The organism is Chitinophaga sp. W3I9, assembly GCF_050434025.1.
Taxonomy (GTDB): domain Bacteria; phylum Bacteroidota; class Bacteroidia; order Chitinophagales; family Chitinophagaceae; genus Chitinophaga.
Genome location: NZ_JBNPWC010000001.1, coordinates 1,566,257 through 1,583,298, shown reverse-complemented (window position 1 = coordinate 1,583,298; position 17,042 = coordinate 1,566,257). Strand labels below are relative to the sequence as shown.

The 17,042-nt window shown below is 48.1% G+C and carries 12 protein-coding genes; all 12 read right to left on the bottom strand.

The window, feature by feature from the left end; translation table 11 throughout:
* Positions 1–14: 14 nt before the first annotated feature.
* The 12 genes from QFZ51_RS06820 to QFZ51_RS06765 all read right to left on the bottom strand — a co-directional run bounded on the left by QFZ51_RS06820 (position 15) and on the right by QFZ51_RS06765 (position 17,015).
* Positions 15–1,436 (bottom strand): DHA2 family efflux MFS transporter permease subunit, encoded by a 1,422-nt coding sequence (locus QFZ51_RS06820; protein ID WP_429044513.1) that lies wholly within the window; start codon positions 1,434–1,436, stop codon positions 15–17.
* On the bottom strand, positions 1,433–1,780 hold the full coding sequence (locus QFZ51_RS06815) for a hypothetical protein (protein ID WP_370910973.1): 348 nt from the start codon (positions 1,778–1,780) through the stop codon (positions 1,433–1,435). The genes QFZ51_RS06820 and QFZ51_RS06815 overlap by 4 nt, the downstream gene beginning before the upstream one ends.
* Positions 1,773–2,729, bottom strand: a complete 957-nt coding sequence (locus QFZ51_RS06810; RefSeq protein ID WP_429044511.1) for a DnaJ C-terminal domain-containing protein — start codon at positions 2,727–2,729, stop codon at positions 1,773–1,775. The genes QFZ51_RS06815 and QFZ51_RS06810 overlap by 8 nt, the downstream gene beginning before the upstream one ends.
* 177 nt (positions 2,730–2,906) lie before the next feature.
* Positions 2,907–4,139 (bottom strand): DcaP family trimeric outer membrane transporter, encoded by a 1,233-nt coding sequence (locus QFZ51_RS06805; RefSeq protein ID WP_429044508.1) that lies wholly within the window; start codon positions 4,137–4,139, stop codon positions 2,907–2,909.
* A gap of 25 nt (positions 4,140–4,164) precedes the next feature.
* Entirely contained in the window at positions 4,165–5,868 is a 1,704-nt protein-coding gene (aspT, locus tag QFZ51_RS06800; protein WP_429044505.1) for an aspartate-alanine antiporter, read from the bottom strand.
* A gap of 219 nt (positions 5,869–6,087) precedes the next feature.
* The gene (locus QFZ51_RS06795) at positions 6,088–6,426 is read right to left on the bottom strand and encodes a DUF6686 family protein (RefSeq protein WP_429044502.1); all 339 of its coding nucleotides are present in this window, start codon (positions 6,424–6,426) and stop codon (positions 6,088–6,090) included.
* A 444-nt stretch (positions 6,427–6,870) separates the two neighbouring features.
* Positions 6,871–8,463, bottom strand: coding sequence for a RagB/SusD family nutrient uptake outer membrane protein (locus QFZ51_RS06790; protein ID WP_429044500.1), 1,593 nt, complete (start codon positions 8,461–8,463; stop codon positions 6,871–6,873).
* Between the two features lie 24 nt (positions 8,464–8,487).
* A complete protein-coding gene (locus QFZ51_RS06785; RefSeq protein ID WP_429044497.1) occupies positions 8,488–11,664 on the bottom strand; it encodes a SusC/RagA family TonB-linked outer membrane protein in 3,177 nt (1,058 codons plus the stop codon).
* Positions 11,665–11,739: 75 nt separating this feature from the next.
* Positions 11,740–12,687, bottom strand: a complete 948-nt coding sequence (locus QFZ51_RS06780) for a FecR family protein (protein ID WP_429044494.1) — start codon at positions 12,685–12,687, stop codon at positions 11,740–11,742.
* A gap of 43 nt (positions 12,688–12,730) precedes the next feature.
* Positions 12,731–13,333, bottom strand: coding sequence for an RNA polymerase sigma factor (locus tag QFZ51_RS06775; RefSeq protein ID WP_429044492.1), 603 nt, complete (start codon positions 13,331–13,333; stop codon positions 12,731–12,733).
* A 177-nt stretch (positions 13,334–13,510) separates the two neighbouring features.
* A complete protein-coding gene (locus QFZ51_RS06770; RefSeq protein WP_429044490.1) occupies positions 13,511–14,368 on the bottom strand; it encodes a DUF4249 domain-containing protein in 858 nt (285 codons plus the stop codon).
* A gap of 4 nt (positions 14,369–14,372) precedes the next feature.
* Positions 14,373–17,015 carry a carboxypeptidase-like regulatory domain-containing protein gene (locus QFZ51_RS06765; RefSeq protein ID WP_429044488.1) on the bottom strand — a complete coding sequence of 881 codons (2,643 nt, stop codon included), beginning with the start codon at positions 17,013–17,015 and terminating at the stop codon, positions 14,373–14,375.
* Positions 17,016–17,042 lie beyond the last annotated feature (27 nt).

The following is a 17,042-nucleotide window of genomic DNA, read 5'->3' as shown; positions in this document are numbered from 1 at the left end:
ATGCACTAAAAAAGTCAGGTATCAATGTGGGCATCTGTATCTTTTAATACCACATTCCGGCGCGGAAGGAACCAGGCGGGTATCAGGGTTATCAACAGGATAAACAGGGAAATATGAAAACCCTGCTTGAGTGCCAGGTGATGGGCATAATGGCCTTCCTGTCCGGCCAGCACATGTTTATTGTAGGCAGCCTGGGTTACAATGGCCAGCACTGCGATACCTATGGCGCCGCCCACCTGTTGCATCAGGGTGCTGATAGACGAGGCCATTGTTACTTCGCTTGGCCGTACTGCGCTTAGTGTTGCGGCATTGAGCGGGGCGAGTAAAAGCCCCATGCCCAGCCCCCTCACCGTCATAGTGATGATCACGCCGGTAATAGTGCTGCCTTTGTCCAGCAGGGCAAACAGGTACATAGACACCGCCAGCAACGCAATTCCCAGCATGGATATTTCCCTGGAGCCGTGTTTATCGGACCAGCGCCCTGCAAAAGGCATCATCGCCGCCATAAATACGGAATTGGGGAGTATCAGCAACCCCGACATCCCTTCTGAAAAACCCATCTGTTCCTGTAGCAGGAACGGCATCAGGAATAAGCCGCCGAACAGCGCAGCCGACCTCGAAATAGTTACGAGGATACAACTCACAAAAGAATAATTGGCAAAAAGATCCAGGTTAATGATCGGCTCTTTTTTATGTTTGTCTATCCAGATAAAAACAGCAAACGCAATCAGGGCCACACCCAGTGTAGCCAGTATTTCGGGAGAAGTGATCCCTACTACTTCTGCCCGTGCCACACCATATTGCAGGCAAACCAGGAATATGGTGAGCATTACAAAACCGGTAAGATCAAACGGCAGTTTCAGCTTCGGCTGCTTCCGCAGTACATCCAGGTAACGGAAGGCGAGGATCACTGTAAGGATACCGATGGGAAGATTGATATAAAATATAGAAGGCCACCCGAACTTTTCAGTGAGTATACCTCCCAGCGTGGGTCCCATGGCGGGGCCCACCAGGTTACCAAGGCCCCACCATCCCAGCACAGTGCCGCGCACCCTCGCCGGGAACACGTAAGAAATAATAGCCATAGAGGTAGGCGCCATAGCACCGCCTCCCAGCGCCTGGATCACCCGGGCGGTAAGCAGGCTGTCCAGGCTAGTAGACAAGGCGCACATTAAAGATCCCAGCGTAAAAAGGGAGATAGCGCCAATATAGAGATTGAAAAAGCCAATCCTGTTTTTCAGCCAGTTGGTGAGTGGCATCAATACGGAAAAACTGAGCATGTATACGGTAATCACCCATTCAATCTCGTCGAGCGTACAGTTAAACTGCCTGCTCATAACGGGAAGGGATATATTAACAATACTGGAGTCTATCCCTGCCATAGTGGTGCCCATGATCACTACTATGAGGATGCCTGTCCGGTTGATATCTCTCATACCCGGTCTTTCATCATAAATATCAGCTGGGCTTTCGCTACAAAAGGATTCAGCGGATTACAGTTGATCATGAACAGGTAAGTAGCCAGTTCCGATAACTGCCAGTCGGTGGTAAGTTCCCCATCCCGAAAGCAGTATACTTTCTTGAAATTATAGTCCACCGGGATGTTCAGGGCGGCACACGCATGCATGGCCCTGTCGAGCGGCTCCTGTTCCATGCCCGACTGGCCATATCCCATTTCCTGCATAATTTCGCTGGCGGTATACAGCAGGCGTGGGTTATTGAGTTGTGAGATCCGTTCTGTGGAAATCACTTCTTCCAGATAATCAAAAAGTTTAAGCATGGCCATTCTCATTTAATTGTGAAAGTTGCTGAAACAATTCTTTTTCCTTGTCGGAGAGGTTTGCCGGTATATGTACCATTGCTTTGATGTATAGATCCCCGGCTGTTCCGCTGTTGTCGTAAGCGGGCATCCCCTTGCCTTTTAAACGAAAAACCTTGCCGCTGTCTGTTCCGGCCGGAATATTCATATTCAGGGAAGCGCCCGGTGTGTTTACGGTCAGCTTTCCTCCCAATACGGCAGTATACAAAGGCACTGCCAGATCTGTATAAATATCTTTCCCTTTCAGTTCGTATTGCGGGTTTGGCGCCAGTTGCACGGTAATGAGCAGGTCGCCGTTCTCCCCGCCTTTGCGGCCGGGGTTCCCTTTTCCCTTTAACCGGATCACCTGGCCTTCGTACAGTCCCGGCTTCAGCTTGATATTAAGCCTGCTGCCACCCACTTCTACCTGGCGGGTAGCACCGGTATAAGCATCCTCCAGGGATACTTCCATGGTTGCCTGCACATCGCGGCCCCTGCCAGGACCCTGCTGCTGCCGGCGGCCACCGCCAGCGCCTGAAAACCGGCTGCCAAAAAGCTGTTCAAAGAAATCGGAGAAGTTACCTTCACCGCCGCCGAACATATCATCCATATCCCCGCTGCCATAAGAGTAGGTGCGACGCTGTCCGCCGCCACCACCGTACTGCGACCAATCGTAGTCTTCCGGCCGGCCTCCGTGCTGCTCGTAATACTTGTAGTTTTCGCCAAACTGGTCGTACTTCTTACGCTTTTCAGCGTCACTCAGCACCTCATAGGCTTCATTGATCTCTTTGAATTTATCTTCAGCGGCTTTATCATCGGGATTCTTGTCCGGATGATACTTTACCGCCAGTTTACGGTAGGCTTTCTTAATCTGTTCAGCTGTTGCCGTTTTCTCTATCCCCAAAATCTTATAATAATCCTTTACGTCCATAGCTCTAAAACATGTTAAGGTGATAACTTGTTTTATGAATTTACGAATTAACGGGGAAAAATAACAGGTAAACAGCCACAGCATAGCCAGCAGGGACTTCCGCCGCCGTCCGGCAGGGCGGGCAGCAGGAGAAGCGCAACTTTAGCGCTCATGATTATTCCATTTTTATGCAGATGATCAGAATTTGAAGAACGCGCTGAACTGAGTGCGGATATCATCGCCGGAATGATCATCCGTATTCACCCTTTTCCCATACAGTACTTCACCGGCTATTTTAAAGAAAGAAGTGAAGTAATAAGTGGTATTAAAAGAACCGTAGTGTGTTGCTTTCAGTGTGCCTACGGGCATATCGAGATCCGGCGTGTTCAGTTGCAGGTAACCATACCCGAGAGTAGATCCGAGACTTTTTGTCCAGAAATGATCGAAGTACAGCCAGGTAGCCAGCATGCTGATGTTACTGATACTTTTATCATCTGCCGTTGCGTATCCGTCGTATCCCTGCCCGCTGATATCTTCGCTGTATTTTGCATAGCCGCTGCCATAAGCGAACTGGAATTTCACATCATCGTTTTTAGCGAGATTAATATTTCCGGAGATATTAAAGGCGCCGCCTATACTTGTTTTCGTATCTGCGTCACTGTTCTTGTAATCGATCGGGTGCAGCAGGCCGGACAGCCGTACATGGCTGGCATTCTTTTTTCCAAAGTTTTTCTGAAAAGCGGCTGTTACATCCGGGTAGATGGTTTTGCTGCTCCAGGTGGAAGGAATGGAAATATCGCCACCGGGTTGTTCTGCGGAAACGGAGAAAGTCATTGATTCAGATATGGCCTGTGTAAAGCGCAGCTGTACCTGGCGTGTCCATACATAGGAATTTGGCCCCCAGTAATCCATGATGTTAGGCCAGTTATCACCATCCATAAAGTTGCTCCAATACTGACCGAAGATCCATTTGCCGTGTTGAATATAAGCATGGCGCAATCTTGGCGCACCGGATAAATTACCCCAGAGATCAAATTCCAGCACGGCTTTGAGGGTGCGCCCTTTGGCGTCCGGAACACCAAAGGCGGAAAAAGCAAAACGGGACTGCCGGATGGTAAAGGCCGTGTTGCCATCACTCAACGTGGGCACCGTGATAGTAGATGGCTGCATGGCATGTATGTTGCCGATTTCACTGAAGTCGTGGATAAAATCCGCCTGCACATATCCGCTAAACTGCAGCCGGATGCCCTTTACATCCGTAAAAAGAAAGCCCTGCGTTTTCCCGCCCTCAATCATGTTACGGGTAAGCCCCTTTCCGTTTTCAGCAGTATCTGTTTGTGCATGTGCCTGCGCCGCCCACAAAAGAATGGATATAACGTAAACGACCAAACGTAAATAACTGGTAGGGGTGTCTGTCACGGTGTATCTCATTTATGATGAATAGTTATTCACAACATCAGGTCATCAGCAGCACAATCACCACGCCCCAGATGATGAGCAGCGTATTGCCCACCGCGTATGTAATGGTATAGCCCAATGCAGGCAGGTTGCTTTGTACCTCTTCCTGGATAGCGGAAAGTGCAGCGGTAGTGGTTCTGGCGCCTGCAGTACAACCAAGCACTAATGCCGGATGAAATTTAAAAATATACTTAGCCATCAACACCCCGGATAACAACGGGATAGCTGTAGCTGCAATACCTACTAAAAAAAGTCCCCACCCTACTTCTTTGAAACCCGCCACAAAGCTGGGACCTGCGGTGATGCCCACCACTGCAATGAAAGTATTTAAACCCACATTGTTCATCACCCACAATGCCGGCTCCGGGATTCTGCCAAAGGCAGGATGCTGTGAACGTAACCAGCCAAAAACCAGTCCTGCTATGAGCGCACCGCCACTTGTACTCAGGCTGAGCGGCACCCCTCCTACATGAATGCTCATGGCGCCAACAAGCCCCCCTAACACAATACCAAGGCCCACAAAGATCATATCTGTTTTATCGGTAGGAATATCCGCGTAACCAATTTCTTTGGCAGCTTTGTCCATATCTTTTTTGTAGCCTACCAGTTCCACATGATCCCCTTTTTCCAGTACGGCCTCCGGATACACCGGCATGGCGATTCCTGCGCGCCTGATGCTCTGCACCGGGATACCGTGCATGTAATCCATGGCACGTAAGGCTTTCACTGTTTTCCCAACTACGTTTTTATTCATCACAAATACCTGTACATTTTCCACGGGGAAGTTCAGCAATTCCATATCTACTATTTCTTTACCGATACCCTGTTCTTCTCCGAGGATAAATTCCCTGCGGCCGCTGAGTACAATTTCATCACCGGGATTAATTACATAATCCGGCGTGGCTTCCACCAGCTTCTTGTCTTTCCGGCGAATGCGTTCTACAAACAGACGGTGATTGCGTTGCAGCAATTCAGCTTCCAGTTGCTGTATTGATTTGCCTGCGGCAATGGATGATGCATCAATTAAATAGGCGCGGAATGTAACCGGGATAAAAGCAGAGCGCATGCCGGGATCCTGTGTGGGATCACCGGCGCCCATTGTTTTTTCCAGCTCTTTGCATGCAGCTCTTACCTTTTCAATTCCGCCCATCATCATGGGAGCAATACTGGATAGTAACCACGCCGAACCTGCTGTTCCGAAGATATAGGTTACTGCATAACATACCGGCATGGCGTTGATCCATGCAGCTTTTTGTTCGGCAGACACATTTAACTGGTTAATGGTATCAGAGGCCACTCCCATAGTAGCGGAAATGGTTTGTGAACCGGAGATCAGACCGGCGGCCTGCCCTACGTTATAGCCGCAGGCAAGCGCCAGCAACCACGGCGCCACCAGGCAAACAACACACATAAGTACAGCAAACAATACCTGCGGCAGCCCATCTTTTTTCAAACCACGAAAAAATTGCGGTCCCACACTATAGCCTACTGCAAACAGGAACATGAGGAAAAAGACCGACTTCACATTGGCAGATACCTGTATGTCCATCTGCCCTACAATTACTCCGGTCAACAAAACACCGGTTACGGATCCTAACGAAAATTTCCCTACCCGTATGCTACCTATAAAAAATCCTGCGGACAAAGTAAGAAATACGGCCAGTTCAGGATATTCCTGGAATGTATGCTGTAACCAACTCATTTATATATGGATTATGAGAAGAAGAATATGGTCATCATTCAATTGTAATAGGTAACACAAGTCGTTTCGCATTTGTTCACATAAAATCAATTTTGATCATGGCTGAACAAGTAGCCATCCCGGTTGTTAAATAACAGCGCGCGCTGTCATATTCCGTCTGAAGGCGGAATATGACAGCACGCGCTGATCCGGGATTATAAGAAGGGGCGGCATTTATCATTAGCCGGCAGACTGGCATCCGGAGGATGTTTCCAGGATATCATAGGCATCAATCAATGCCTGTACTTCCGCTGTTATATTTGCCAGCGCAGTTATTTCAGCAGGGGTTACCAACATCATCACATGATCCGCCGGCAGGGGCAAACAAATCATCTTTTCATTTTCTGATGTGTGATAGTGTTCATCCGATAGCCGGTTGACCATCTTTTTGAAGCACTCAAATTCGGTGATATCAAGGTTAACAACCGTTGTACCAAAGGCTAACTGAATGCCTTTGCAATGCGGGCAGCGGATCACATATCCTGCAGCGCCGTGGTATAATGTCTGGTAATTACACATGGGCCTATGGGTTTGTGCCTCCAGCGACCGGGTTACGGCCGCTGTCAGGACTTAATTCATCACTCTTTACCTTTGAAAAATGGTGGTGGCAAACAACGGATGTATGGACTATGTATAGTTAATGACTCCGGGGTATTATTTATATCTCACAAAAATACAGCAGGAAATCGGGGAGTAATGATCGGATCAGGAAAACGACTTACGCAAAAGGGAAAAGATCGCCTTCGGCGATGCGGATTTTGTCTTTCTCGCTGATTACGCTGATTTTACTGATTACTTTGATTTTTACTTTTGGATTTTTTTTGATTTTTAGATTTATAATAATTAAGGGAGATAAAAGCTATATATCCGCTTCTATCTCCCTTAATCCTTTATAAAATCCAAAAGTAAAAATCAAAGTAATCAGTAAAATCAGCGTAATCCTGAGCCAAGACAAAATCCGCGCTAGTAGCCTGGATTCTGCACCAGCTTTGGATTCAGCGTGATTTCATCTACAGGTATGGGGTAAATGCGGTGCTGGGTATTTACATCTGATTTAAAACCCCAGGTGCCTTCAAATACGCCAAAACGGATCATATCATTCCTGCGCCATGCTTCCCAGGCTAATTCCCGCGCACGTTCTTCCAGCAAACCGCTGAGGTTGATACCGCTTACCGACGGGGCATGTGCCCGGGTGCGGATTTTGTTCACCAATACATCTGCATCCTGTAATTCGCCTTTCACTGCTGTGGGAGCAGCACCCCTCAGGATGGCTTCCGCCTTCATAAGCATTACATCTGCCAGCCTGAAAACGGGCACATCATTATTGGAGTTACGTTCTGACGGTTCAGTGTTTTTATCAGGGTAATACTTAATGGAACGCACACCGGCCGCTTTTGCCAGTTCATCATTCCCGATATCCATGGTAGTATCTACACGTAAGGTCATGGTTTTAGAGAACGTAAGCTGCCATTTGATTTCCTTCTTAGGTTCCGAGCCGGCATACTTATCATCTAATCCTTTGTTGGTGGTGGTAATCAGGATAGGCGAGCCGTCGGAATTAACCTGCGGTCCTTCCAGCCAGGTATTATTGCGGACATCCCCTGTTAAATTGAATTTATCATAGAAAGAACCGATGGTGCTCATTGCAATACTTGGGCGGAAAGGTAATGAGTACTTTGCCACCAGGTTTGGATGTAATCCGAAACGGGAAAACTGGTTGCCTTTGATCACATATCCATCATAAGGAATCGCAAAAATGGTTTCCATAATAGCAGGACCGTTATCAGGCATAAAAATGCTGGCGTAGTTGGCATCCAGCTCATATTTGCCGTTGGTCAGGATACTATCAGCCATTACTACCACGTCGTTATACCTGGGCTTGCCGGTGTATACCATTGAATTCAGGTACATTTTTTCCAGCAGTGTAAAGGCAAACCATACAGTAGGCTTCGAATAGGTAATTTGCCCACGTTCCCTTCTCAGCAATGGTAACACTTCTTTCAGTTCCTTTTCTATGAAATTAAATACCTCTTCGCGTGATGATTGCTCTGGCGGTGTTGGATTACCAAATGTGGTGATGATGGGTACTTTGCCGTACAAGTCCATCAGGTAAAAGTAATACAGCGCGCGCATCGCCCTGGCCTCCGCCATTGCCTGCGGTTTGGAATCGCTGTCGGGTGCTTTTTCAAAAAGCGCGAGAATACGGTTGCAGGTGTTCACGCCGCCAAAAGCCCAGCTCCACACATTTTTCACGGTGGTGTGATCTTTCGTCCAGGAATGCCTGTGCAACTGCGCATACACCCCTCCATCCACATAGTTACCACCACGGGCAGGGATAATGGCTTCATCAGTAGAGAGTTCCTGCATCCGCCAGTAGTCAACGGCATAGCCTCCGCTTAGTTGTGTATAAATGGGACCGGATGCGGCAATAAAGCCATCGGGTGTGGTTGGAAAATTTTCCTTTACATATTCAGATTCCACATTTACATCCAGCTTCGTACATGCTGAAAGTAAAGTAAAACTGAGTGCTAGTCCTGTGATAAAAATATTTTTCATGTCGCTATTTTTAACCGTCAGTTTTTAGAATGTTGCGTTTAAGCCAAAGAGGAAAGAACGTGTCTTTGGATAGAAATTGCTGTTGTCAATTCCCGGTGTAAGTCCGCCCATATTGATTTCCGGATCAATACCTGAATAATCGGTAATGATAAACAGGTTATTACCGGAAACGTATAAACGCAGTTTCCTGATATACTTATTCTGCATAGGAACCGTGTAGCCAATAGTAGCATTATCGAGCCGGAGATAAGCGCCATTTTCCAGGTAGCGGGAAGAGATGTAAGGCGCATTTACATCGCTGGGCGACTCTTGTTTGGAATACTGTGGAATATTGATGATACCCGCTTCATAAGGTGCATTCAGGTTAGCCAGGGTAGCGTTCAGTATCTTGTTTCCGGATACGCCGCGCAGAAAAATATTGGCATCAAAATTACGCCAGGTAAAGCTGTTGCTCCAGCCATAGGTAAAGGCCGGCTGTGCGTCTCCGGTATAAACCCGGTCGGTGGAAGTAGGGCCGGTAACCAGGTTGCCTTTGGCGTCGCGGAATTGTGAAAGACCGGCAGCGTTTTTATCCACGTATTGCCAGAGGTAGAACGAACCCAGTGCATATCCGCCTTCCACACGCTGTGATTTATTGCCTGATTGTCCCCTGCCGCCAAGTTCTGCGGTTTCAATATATTTCACAGAAAAAATATCATTGGAGAGGGAGAGTACCCGGTTCTTATTATGCGCAATATTAGCGGAGGTGGTCCAGTTGAAATGAGCTGTTTTTACCGGCACTGCATTCACCTGGAATTCAACACCTTTATTGCTCATGGAGCCTACGTTCGCCAGCATGGTAGATACAAAATACTGCGTGGCGGGTACATTGTAGGAGTAGATCAAATCAGTGGTGCGCTTATCATAGTAATCCACTGCGAAGCCGAGGCGTCCTCTCAGCGTGGTGAAATCCACGCCTATATTAGCCATGCCGGTGCGTTCCCATCTGAGGTTGGGGTTATCGTTCTGTACGGGTCCGATAGCGTTGATCAGCCTGCCGTTGTTATAAAATTTACCGGTGATATCATACCGGAGTGTGGCGATCAACGGATCGAAGCCCAGCGAGTTACCGGTAACACCATAGCCTGCACGCAGTTTAAGATCTTCTATCCAGGATACGCCGGAGAGGAAGCTTTCCTTATTGATTTTCCAGGCGGCGGATACGGCTGGGAAATAACCCCAGCGGTTGTTTGCGCCGAAGGCAGAAGAACCGTCCCTTCTCACAGAGGCCATCAGCAGGTACTTTCCGTCAAACTGGTAATTGGCTCTTGCATAAAAGGAGATGAAGCGCAGGGTTTGAATGCGGGTGGTACCAAAATTAGGCTGGAAGGCGCCATCGGGACTTCCCAGGCCCAGGTTATCGCCTTGGGTGGCGTCTGATACAAAACCCTGGTTGGAGGTCTGGAATCCGTCGCCGCGGCGGTCTTCCTGCCAGGAGTAGCCGGCCAGCAAACGCAGGTCGTGTTTACCAAAAAGCACGTCGTAATTGAAATAGGTTTCCAGTACTTTCCGTGTATTCGTATAGGCGCTGCGGGTAGCTCTTCCGTTAACGCCCTGTGCCAGGCCGGAAGCGCGATTGTTATAAATGTCCCGGTTGATCTGCTCATCCTGCATAGATACATTCAGCGTATAACGCAAACCCGGCAAAAGATTGAGCTCTGCACGGGCATTCCCCAACATGATCTTGTTTTTGGTGCGGTCGCTGTTGTTATTAAGGAGTGATAAGGGATTCAGGTAGTTGCGTGTACGGGAGAAATCTTCTTTATAAGTACCATCCGGGTTAAAGATATTCACGGTAGGCATATAGTTCAGCATGTTCATAAACACCAGTTCCGGGATCTGGTTTTGTGTGCTTACGCTGTTACTGATCGACAGGTTCAGTTTCAACAGGTCGTTGAACGCGCGTTGTTCCAGGTTTGCTCTTACGTTTAGCCGTTCCAGTGATGATTTTTGCATGATACCATTATTCTGCAGGTAGTTCACGCTTCCATCGAATACGGTTTTCTCATTACCGCCGCCAAAGGAAATATTATGGCTGTGCGACAGGCCGTTGCGGGTTACTAGTTTCTGCCAGTCGTTATCAGCGTTATCATCATAAGCCGGTGTAATACTTTTACCGTTGTCTTCCAGGTATTTCGTGAGGTCGGCGCTGGACATCATATCGATGGAATTGGAGATGCGCTCGCTGGCTACGTAGGCATTGTAGCTGATCCAGCTTTGACCGGGTTTTGCGCGGCGGGTGGTGATCATAATCACCCCGTTGGCAGCGCGTGCACCATAAATAGCGGTAGATGCCGCATCTTTCAATACATCCATTGATACGATATCTGACGGAGATACCAGCTGGATATTAGCGCCGGGTACACCATCAATAACATAGAAAGGCTGTTGTGCTTCACCATCGCGGAAAGTGGACGGGCCACGGAGGATCACTGCGGGTGTAGCGTTTGGATCACCGCTGCGGGTAATATTCAGGCCGGGTACTTTTCCCTGTAACAGCTGTTCCGGGGAGCTGAATACACCGGTATTAAAGTTTTCAGCGCCTACATGGGATACGGCGCCGGTAAGATCGCCTTTGGTGGTTGATCCGTAACCTACTACTACCACGCTGCTTAACAGGCTGGCATCGGTTTTCAGTTTAATCGCCAACCGTTGCTGCCCGTTTAACACCAGGCGGGTGGATTTATATCCCAGGGAAGTAAATAACAGGGTATCGCCGGCGTTATCAGCCTGCAAGGAAAAAGCACCGTTAGCATCCGTGATGCTGCCTTGTGTATTTCCTTTTACCAGTACGCTGACGCCGGGTAAACCCACGCCGGTTTCTTCGTCGGTGACTTTACCGGTGACCGTTGTTTTGTTCTTTTCTTTTTTAATGATGTATACGCCTTCTGTAGCGGAGAAGTGGAACCCGCTTCCTTTCAGTAAAACGCGCAATACTTCTTCTATGGGCTGTGAACGGAAGTCCTGTGTTTTCACCGTCAGGTTCTTCAATAAAGCTGCATCGTATACAATGTCAGCGCCGCTTTGTTTTTGCAGCATTTTCAGTGCGTCGGCAAGCGGGCCTGCGGTAATATGCAGTTCCTGCACGACGGTTGTTTTTTGCTGGGACATGACGCTGCCGCATAGCGACAGCATAAGCGCTACAAGAAATATCTGTTTCACAGAGCTCCTTGTACGCAAGTGGGTACTACGTACATTCATAACCGGTGTTTTAGTTTCAGTTCAGGGAATAAATATTTATTGATCTATGTTGTAATTTCCTGCGCCGGCAGGTGTTATTTTCAGCTGATGATCCGTAAGATCTTCCAGTACATTTATGATCTGCGTAATTGTTAAGTGCATGTTGAGCGATCCGCTGATTTGCCTGCCGGGCGCGCTCTTAACGTGGAACTTCACCGGGTAATAATTCTCCAGTAACATCAATGCATCCATAACGGGCATATTATCGAACACTATTTTATCCTGCTTCCAGCCATTTATATCTGGTGAGGATACAGACAACCGGGAAGAAGTATAATTATTTCTGTTAACCTGCAGTAGTTGATTGGCTGTTAAGATATCTATTACCTGGCCGCCTTTGTTAACGCTCACTTTCCCGGTATTCACCCCTATTTCCAGCAGCTGCCGGGGATAGGCCCTGATATGAAACGAAGTGCCCAGCACCTGCACCTGCAGGCTGTCGGTGATTACGCTGAAAGGTTGTCCCGGAGCCTGGGCTATATCAAAAAAGGCTTCCCCTGATACCAGTTGTACCTGCCTGTTATCCGTAAAATGGTCCGGGTATTTCAGTACGCTATTGGCGCCCAGCCAGATCCGGCTGCTGTCGGGCAATAACAGCACTTTCTTTTCACCGATGGCCGTACGCAGTTCCAGCCAGGCGATCTTTTGGGACGACCGGTAACTCATCATCCACCAGCTGCCTATGCCCACCATCAGCAATACCGCCGCCGCTGCGGCCAGTTTCTTCCAGACAGGATATATGGCAGCCGGCTCGCCGGTACGTTGCTTTATGACCTTTAAAATGCTGCGGCGCAGCCGTTCCCGGCTACGGGCATCCTGTTCCGTTCCCGGACCGGCGTCTTCTGCCAGTGCATCCAGCCAGTGGGTAAGCAATTGCTCCTCCTCCGGAGTGGCTTTGCCTTCCAGGTATTTACCGATGAGTGCATTTATTTTTGATCGGATCAAGGTGTGGTGTTTATGACTAAGTTGCACAAACCACCCTTTTTAACTATCCGGAATCCCGGCTTAACGTTAAGGTAACATGGAGAGGGAAAATCAGAGGAACATTAACAGGCGGTTTCAGCAATGGACGGGCTTTCTTGTAGGCGTTTCCGAGCTGGTTACGTACCGTTTGCTCGGCCGTGCCATGCATCATGGCTATTTCGCGGATGCTCAGCTCATCGAAGTGGTACCATTCAAATACCTGCCTTTCTTTTTCCGGTAAATGCTGGAGGTCTTGCTGGAGCTGGTTCAGAATATCTTTATGGATCAGGGAGTTAAGGGTAAGTTCGGACCGCAGCTCACTATGGGTAATAAATTTTTCGAGGTGCTTTTCTTTTAATCCGTCGTCGCGGAACTTACGCAGGATTTGCTTCCTTACCGCGCTAAACAGGTAGTAACGGATATGAGTATGCAGCTCCAGCTGCTGCCGGCGCTCCCAGATACTGGCAAACAAATCCTGTATGATATCCCGTGCATCTTCTTCACTACCCGTAACCTTTGCTGCGTAGGCATACAGCTCTTCCCAGTATGTATTGAAAATCAACTCAAAAAGCTTAAAGTCACCAGCACGTAACCGGTGAATAAGATCAATGGGGAATTGTTCAGGCATATAAATATATATATCCTAAAAATAGATCAGGTTTTTAAGATAAAAAACGGGATAACAAAAATATAGCGAAGTATTAATATAGCGCCGTAAAACGGCTTAAAGCATGCCCGTTTCTTTAAATGGCAGCGTCTTCACTGCGATATTATCTTATTTAGCTATGTTATATCACCGCGGGGATCACTGTATTTTAAAGGTCATCTTCCTGGTATTGATGCCGCCAACAATGCCATAGCCATTGGTTACATTGGTAAATACCCTTACATGGGACCCCAGGGATATCCCTGCATCTTTTTGGGCGGCGAGAGTATTGAAGTACTGGTAGGTAGTATGGGTCAGCGCACTTACCTCTACAGTCATTTCACCTGCATTCATGATGGGATCTGCTGTTTGTAAAACGAAGTTCACGGGTTTACCATTAAAGCGCTCATCATTCATGATCAGGCTGTTATAATTATCCTGGGAAAAATAGTCAACCAGGTTATTATTAAAGGCAGGGTCCAGCCTGAAAAGCAGGAAGGCGCCCTTTCCGGTGGAGGCATCGGTCATATAAATGCGGATCCGGTAATAATCCGCGGAGGCTGGCTGGTCTTTCAATGTGAACTGCACCCGGCTGCTGCTGCGCTGCGCGGTGGCATTGTATGCCACCGGGGCTTGCGGGAGTGTATCCGTAGCCGTTACCGCCTGTAACCCCGCCGCTGCCACGGCCACTTGGTATCGTTGTCCGAGCACCGCTTTCTGGCCAGACACATAGTAGGAAAGTCCTTTTATCGTTTGTACCTGCAACGGCATCACGGATGATTCATTTGTGGTAAGCGTTACGGTGGCGCCGGGAATATCCTTATACACGCCATCGTTATACACGTTGGAGGGCACGCTGCGCGTTACCCGGATATAAACCACACTATCCGGTTGTATCAGCGTGTTCACCACTATTTTATCGCCTTCATAAGGCAACTTAATTTCTTCCCGCTTTTCACATGCGCTCAATAGCATGGATAACCCGATCGTACCTACGAAAAAATATTTTATACTCATCTCTTTAAAACTTAACCGAATAAGTAATACTGGGTAATATAGGCAGGATGCTTACCCTGGACAGGTACCGCTTTTGCGCTGCCGCATCTTCACTGATATAATAGAAGTAAGGATTCTTCTGGTTATAGGCGTTAAACACGCTCAGGTTCCAGCTCCGGATCCAATATTTTTTTTGCTTACTCCAGGTAACACCCACATCGAGCCGGTGAACAGCCGCGCCCCGGTAATTGTTCCGGTTGTCGAAACGATCAATACTGCTATTACCGGTACCCGGCTCCCAGGGAGAGGAGCCCTCCGTTCCGGCATACGTGGATACCGGCAAAGTAAACGGCGTTCCACTGTTAAAATGCCAGGAGGCAGAAAGCTCCCATTGTTTTCCCAGTTGCTGTACCAGCACCAGTTCAATATCATGCCGACGATCATATTTATAGGGATAGATATGCCCGTTATTCACGCCGGGAAACCGGCGGGTAGACCAGGCCAATGTATATGCCAGCCATCCCGTAGTGCTTCCTTTTTTCTTCTGCAACATTAATTCCGTACCATAGCTCCAGCCTTTACCTACGGTTACATTTTCATCCCACCGGGTAGCGGCAGTAGTAATGATACCGTTGGTTTCCCGGGTTTCAATCATGTTGTGCATGGATTTGAAATAACCCTCCAGTGAAAATTCATACTTCAGGTTAGCGGAAGTTTTAGCTACGCCGGCAGCCAGTTGCCGCGAAAACATAGGCGCTACATGTTGCGTGGATGGCACCCATATGTCTGTAGGCAAGGTAGTTCCATCGCCGGACAACAGGTGAATATACTGGTTCATATGTGTAAACGCCGCTTTTACCGCCCAGTTGCGGGGCAGCACGTAACGCAATCCCAGCCTGGGTTGCAGGGAGTAATAAAAACGGCCTTCCACTAAAAACGCAGATGCGTGCAAGCCTATGCTGGCAAAAAAATCAGGCCTGATCTGCCAGTCATCTTCCGCATACAACGACAATTCATAGCCCGTTACTTTCAACGAAGCATCAGCCGTATCCAATGGTATCACCTGGCTGTCCCTGTCTTCGAAACTGGAGTTGCCGGGTTTAAATTTATGTATGGTAGTGATGCCGCCAAATCGAATAGAATGGCGGGGATCCGGGCGGTAGTCAAAATCTATTCTGCCACCGTTATTCTCCATCCTCGAGTTGTATTTTCCGTATACATCCGCCTTTTCACCGGAAGCAGCCAACATATACCTATGCTCGATTTCTGTAAAAAACTCGTATTGCGAATAGTTCAGGGTTACATTGGAAAACAGCTTGGGGTTATAAATGTGGTTCCAGCGTATCGCGCCAATGGTATTGCCCCATCCAAGCCGGAACCGGATGCTTTCAGCAATGTACTTCGACGGACTGCTGAGGCGGGAAGTATCAGGCACCGTCTGTTTCAGCAACAGGTTATCTTCTCCCTTATAAAAACTAAAAAAGAGCCGGTCTTTGGATGAAAAAATATGATTCACTTTTGCATTCACATCAAAAAAGAATGCCTTAAAATCCCCATCCGGGCCTAGTGTATTATCTGATTGTAAAGCCGCCTTGATCAGCAGATCCGGATAAGAACGGCGGGCAGAAAACATGAAGGAGGTTTTGTCTTTTACGATGGGTCCCTCGATATTAAATTTAGCCGCAATGAACCCGATGGACGCGTCTCCGTGAAAGGTTTTCATATCTCCTTCTTTCATCGAAATATCTACCACGGAAGATATCCTGCCGCCAAAGCGCGCCGGGAAGGCGCCTTTATACAGGTCAGTAGTTTTTACCACGTTGGCATTCAGCATAGAGTATACGCCGAAGAAATGAGAGAAATTAAATACCGGTGTGCCGTCTATCAGCACGAGATTCTGATCAGGGCCACCGCCTCTTACATATAAACCACCGGCGCCGTCGGTGCCACCGCTTACGCCCGGAAGCGATTGCAGGGCGCGCATTACATCCACTTCACCGAGTAACCGCGGCATCGCCTGCAAATCAGACGTACTAAGATGCACCCTGCTCATCTGCGTTTGCTCCTGGAGCTTACTGCCCTCCTTTGCGCTGATCACCACCTCTTTTAAGCTGCCCAGGGGTTGCAGGTGGATGTTGATCAGCTGGTCGCCCTTAGCTTTTACCTTTTGCAGATAAGGCTTGTAGCCAATGTAAGAAATCAACAGGCTGTTGGTGTCTTTCACCGTAGTTAAACTATAAAAACCATACTGATTGGCAGTAGTGCCCTGTTTGAGCGCAGGTGAATAAACAGTGGCCCCAATCAGGTTTTCACCACTGACCGCATCTTTGATATAACCACTGATGGTGCGGCTGCTGCGTTGCGCGGGTGATAGCACGATCTGATCGCCTACACGGGTGAAACGGATATCATCGGGAGAAAATAATTCGTCCAGTAATTTTTTAAGACGTTGCTGATGGGCGGTTAACGTAACCTTCCGGGACAAGTTGACAAGTTCCCTGCTATATGAAAAATGAATACCATATTCTTTTTCCAGTAATCCACATACTGCCTCCAGGGGCAGATCCTTTGCTACTATTGTTACTCTTGTTTGCCAGTCCCACCCGAAAACCTGTAAGGGGAAACTACATATTAATATTCCCGTCAGCAGTTTTAAGGCTAACGACATAGTATATCTGAATTGAAAGTGTGACTA

Excerpts from the sequence above, each read along its gene's own strand:
- QFZ51_RS06820 (WP_429044513.1), bottom strand. The coding sequence starts at position 1,436 with ATGAGAGATATCAACCGGACAGGCATCCTCATAGTAGTGATCATGGGC.
- QFZ51_RS06815 (WP_370910973.1), bottom strand. The coding sequence starts at position 1,780 with ATGCTTAAACTTTTTGATTATCTGGAAGAAGTGATTTCCACAGAACGG.
- QFZ51_RS06810 (WP_429044511.1), bottom strand. The coding sequence starts at position 2,729 with ATGGACGTAAAGGATTATTATAAGATTTTGGGGATAGAGAAAACGGCA.
- QFZ51_RS06805 (WP_429044508.1), bottom strand. The coding sequence starts at position 4,139 with ATGAGATACACCGTGACAGACACCCCTACCAGTTATTTACGTTTGGTC.
- aspT (WP_429044505.1), bottom strand. The coding sequence starts at position 5,868 with ATGAGTTGGTTACAGCATACATTCCAGGAATATCCTGAACTGGCCGTA.
- QFZ51_RS06795 (WP_429044502.1), bottom strand. The coding sequence starts at position 6,426 with ATGTGTAATTACCAGACATTATACCACGGCGCTGCAGGATATGTGATC.
- QFZ51_RS06790 (WP_429044500.1), bottom strand. The coding sequence starts at position 8,463 with ATGAAAAATATTTTTATCACAGGACTAGCACTCAGTTTTACTTTACTT.
- QFZ51_RS06775 (WP_429044492.1), bottom strand. The coding sequence starts at position 13,333 with ATGCCTGAACAATTCCCCATTGATCTTATTCACCGGTTACGTGCTGGT.
- QFZ51_RS06770 (WP_429044490.1), bottom strand. The coding sequence starts at position 14,368 with ATGAGTATAAAATATTTTTTCGTAGGTACGATCGGGTTATCCATGCTA.
- QFZ51_RS06765 (WP_429044488.1), bottom strand. The coding sequence starts at position 17,015 with ATGTCGTTAGCCTTAAAACTGCTGACGGGAATATTAATATGTAGTTTC.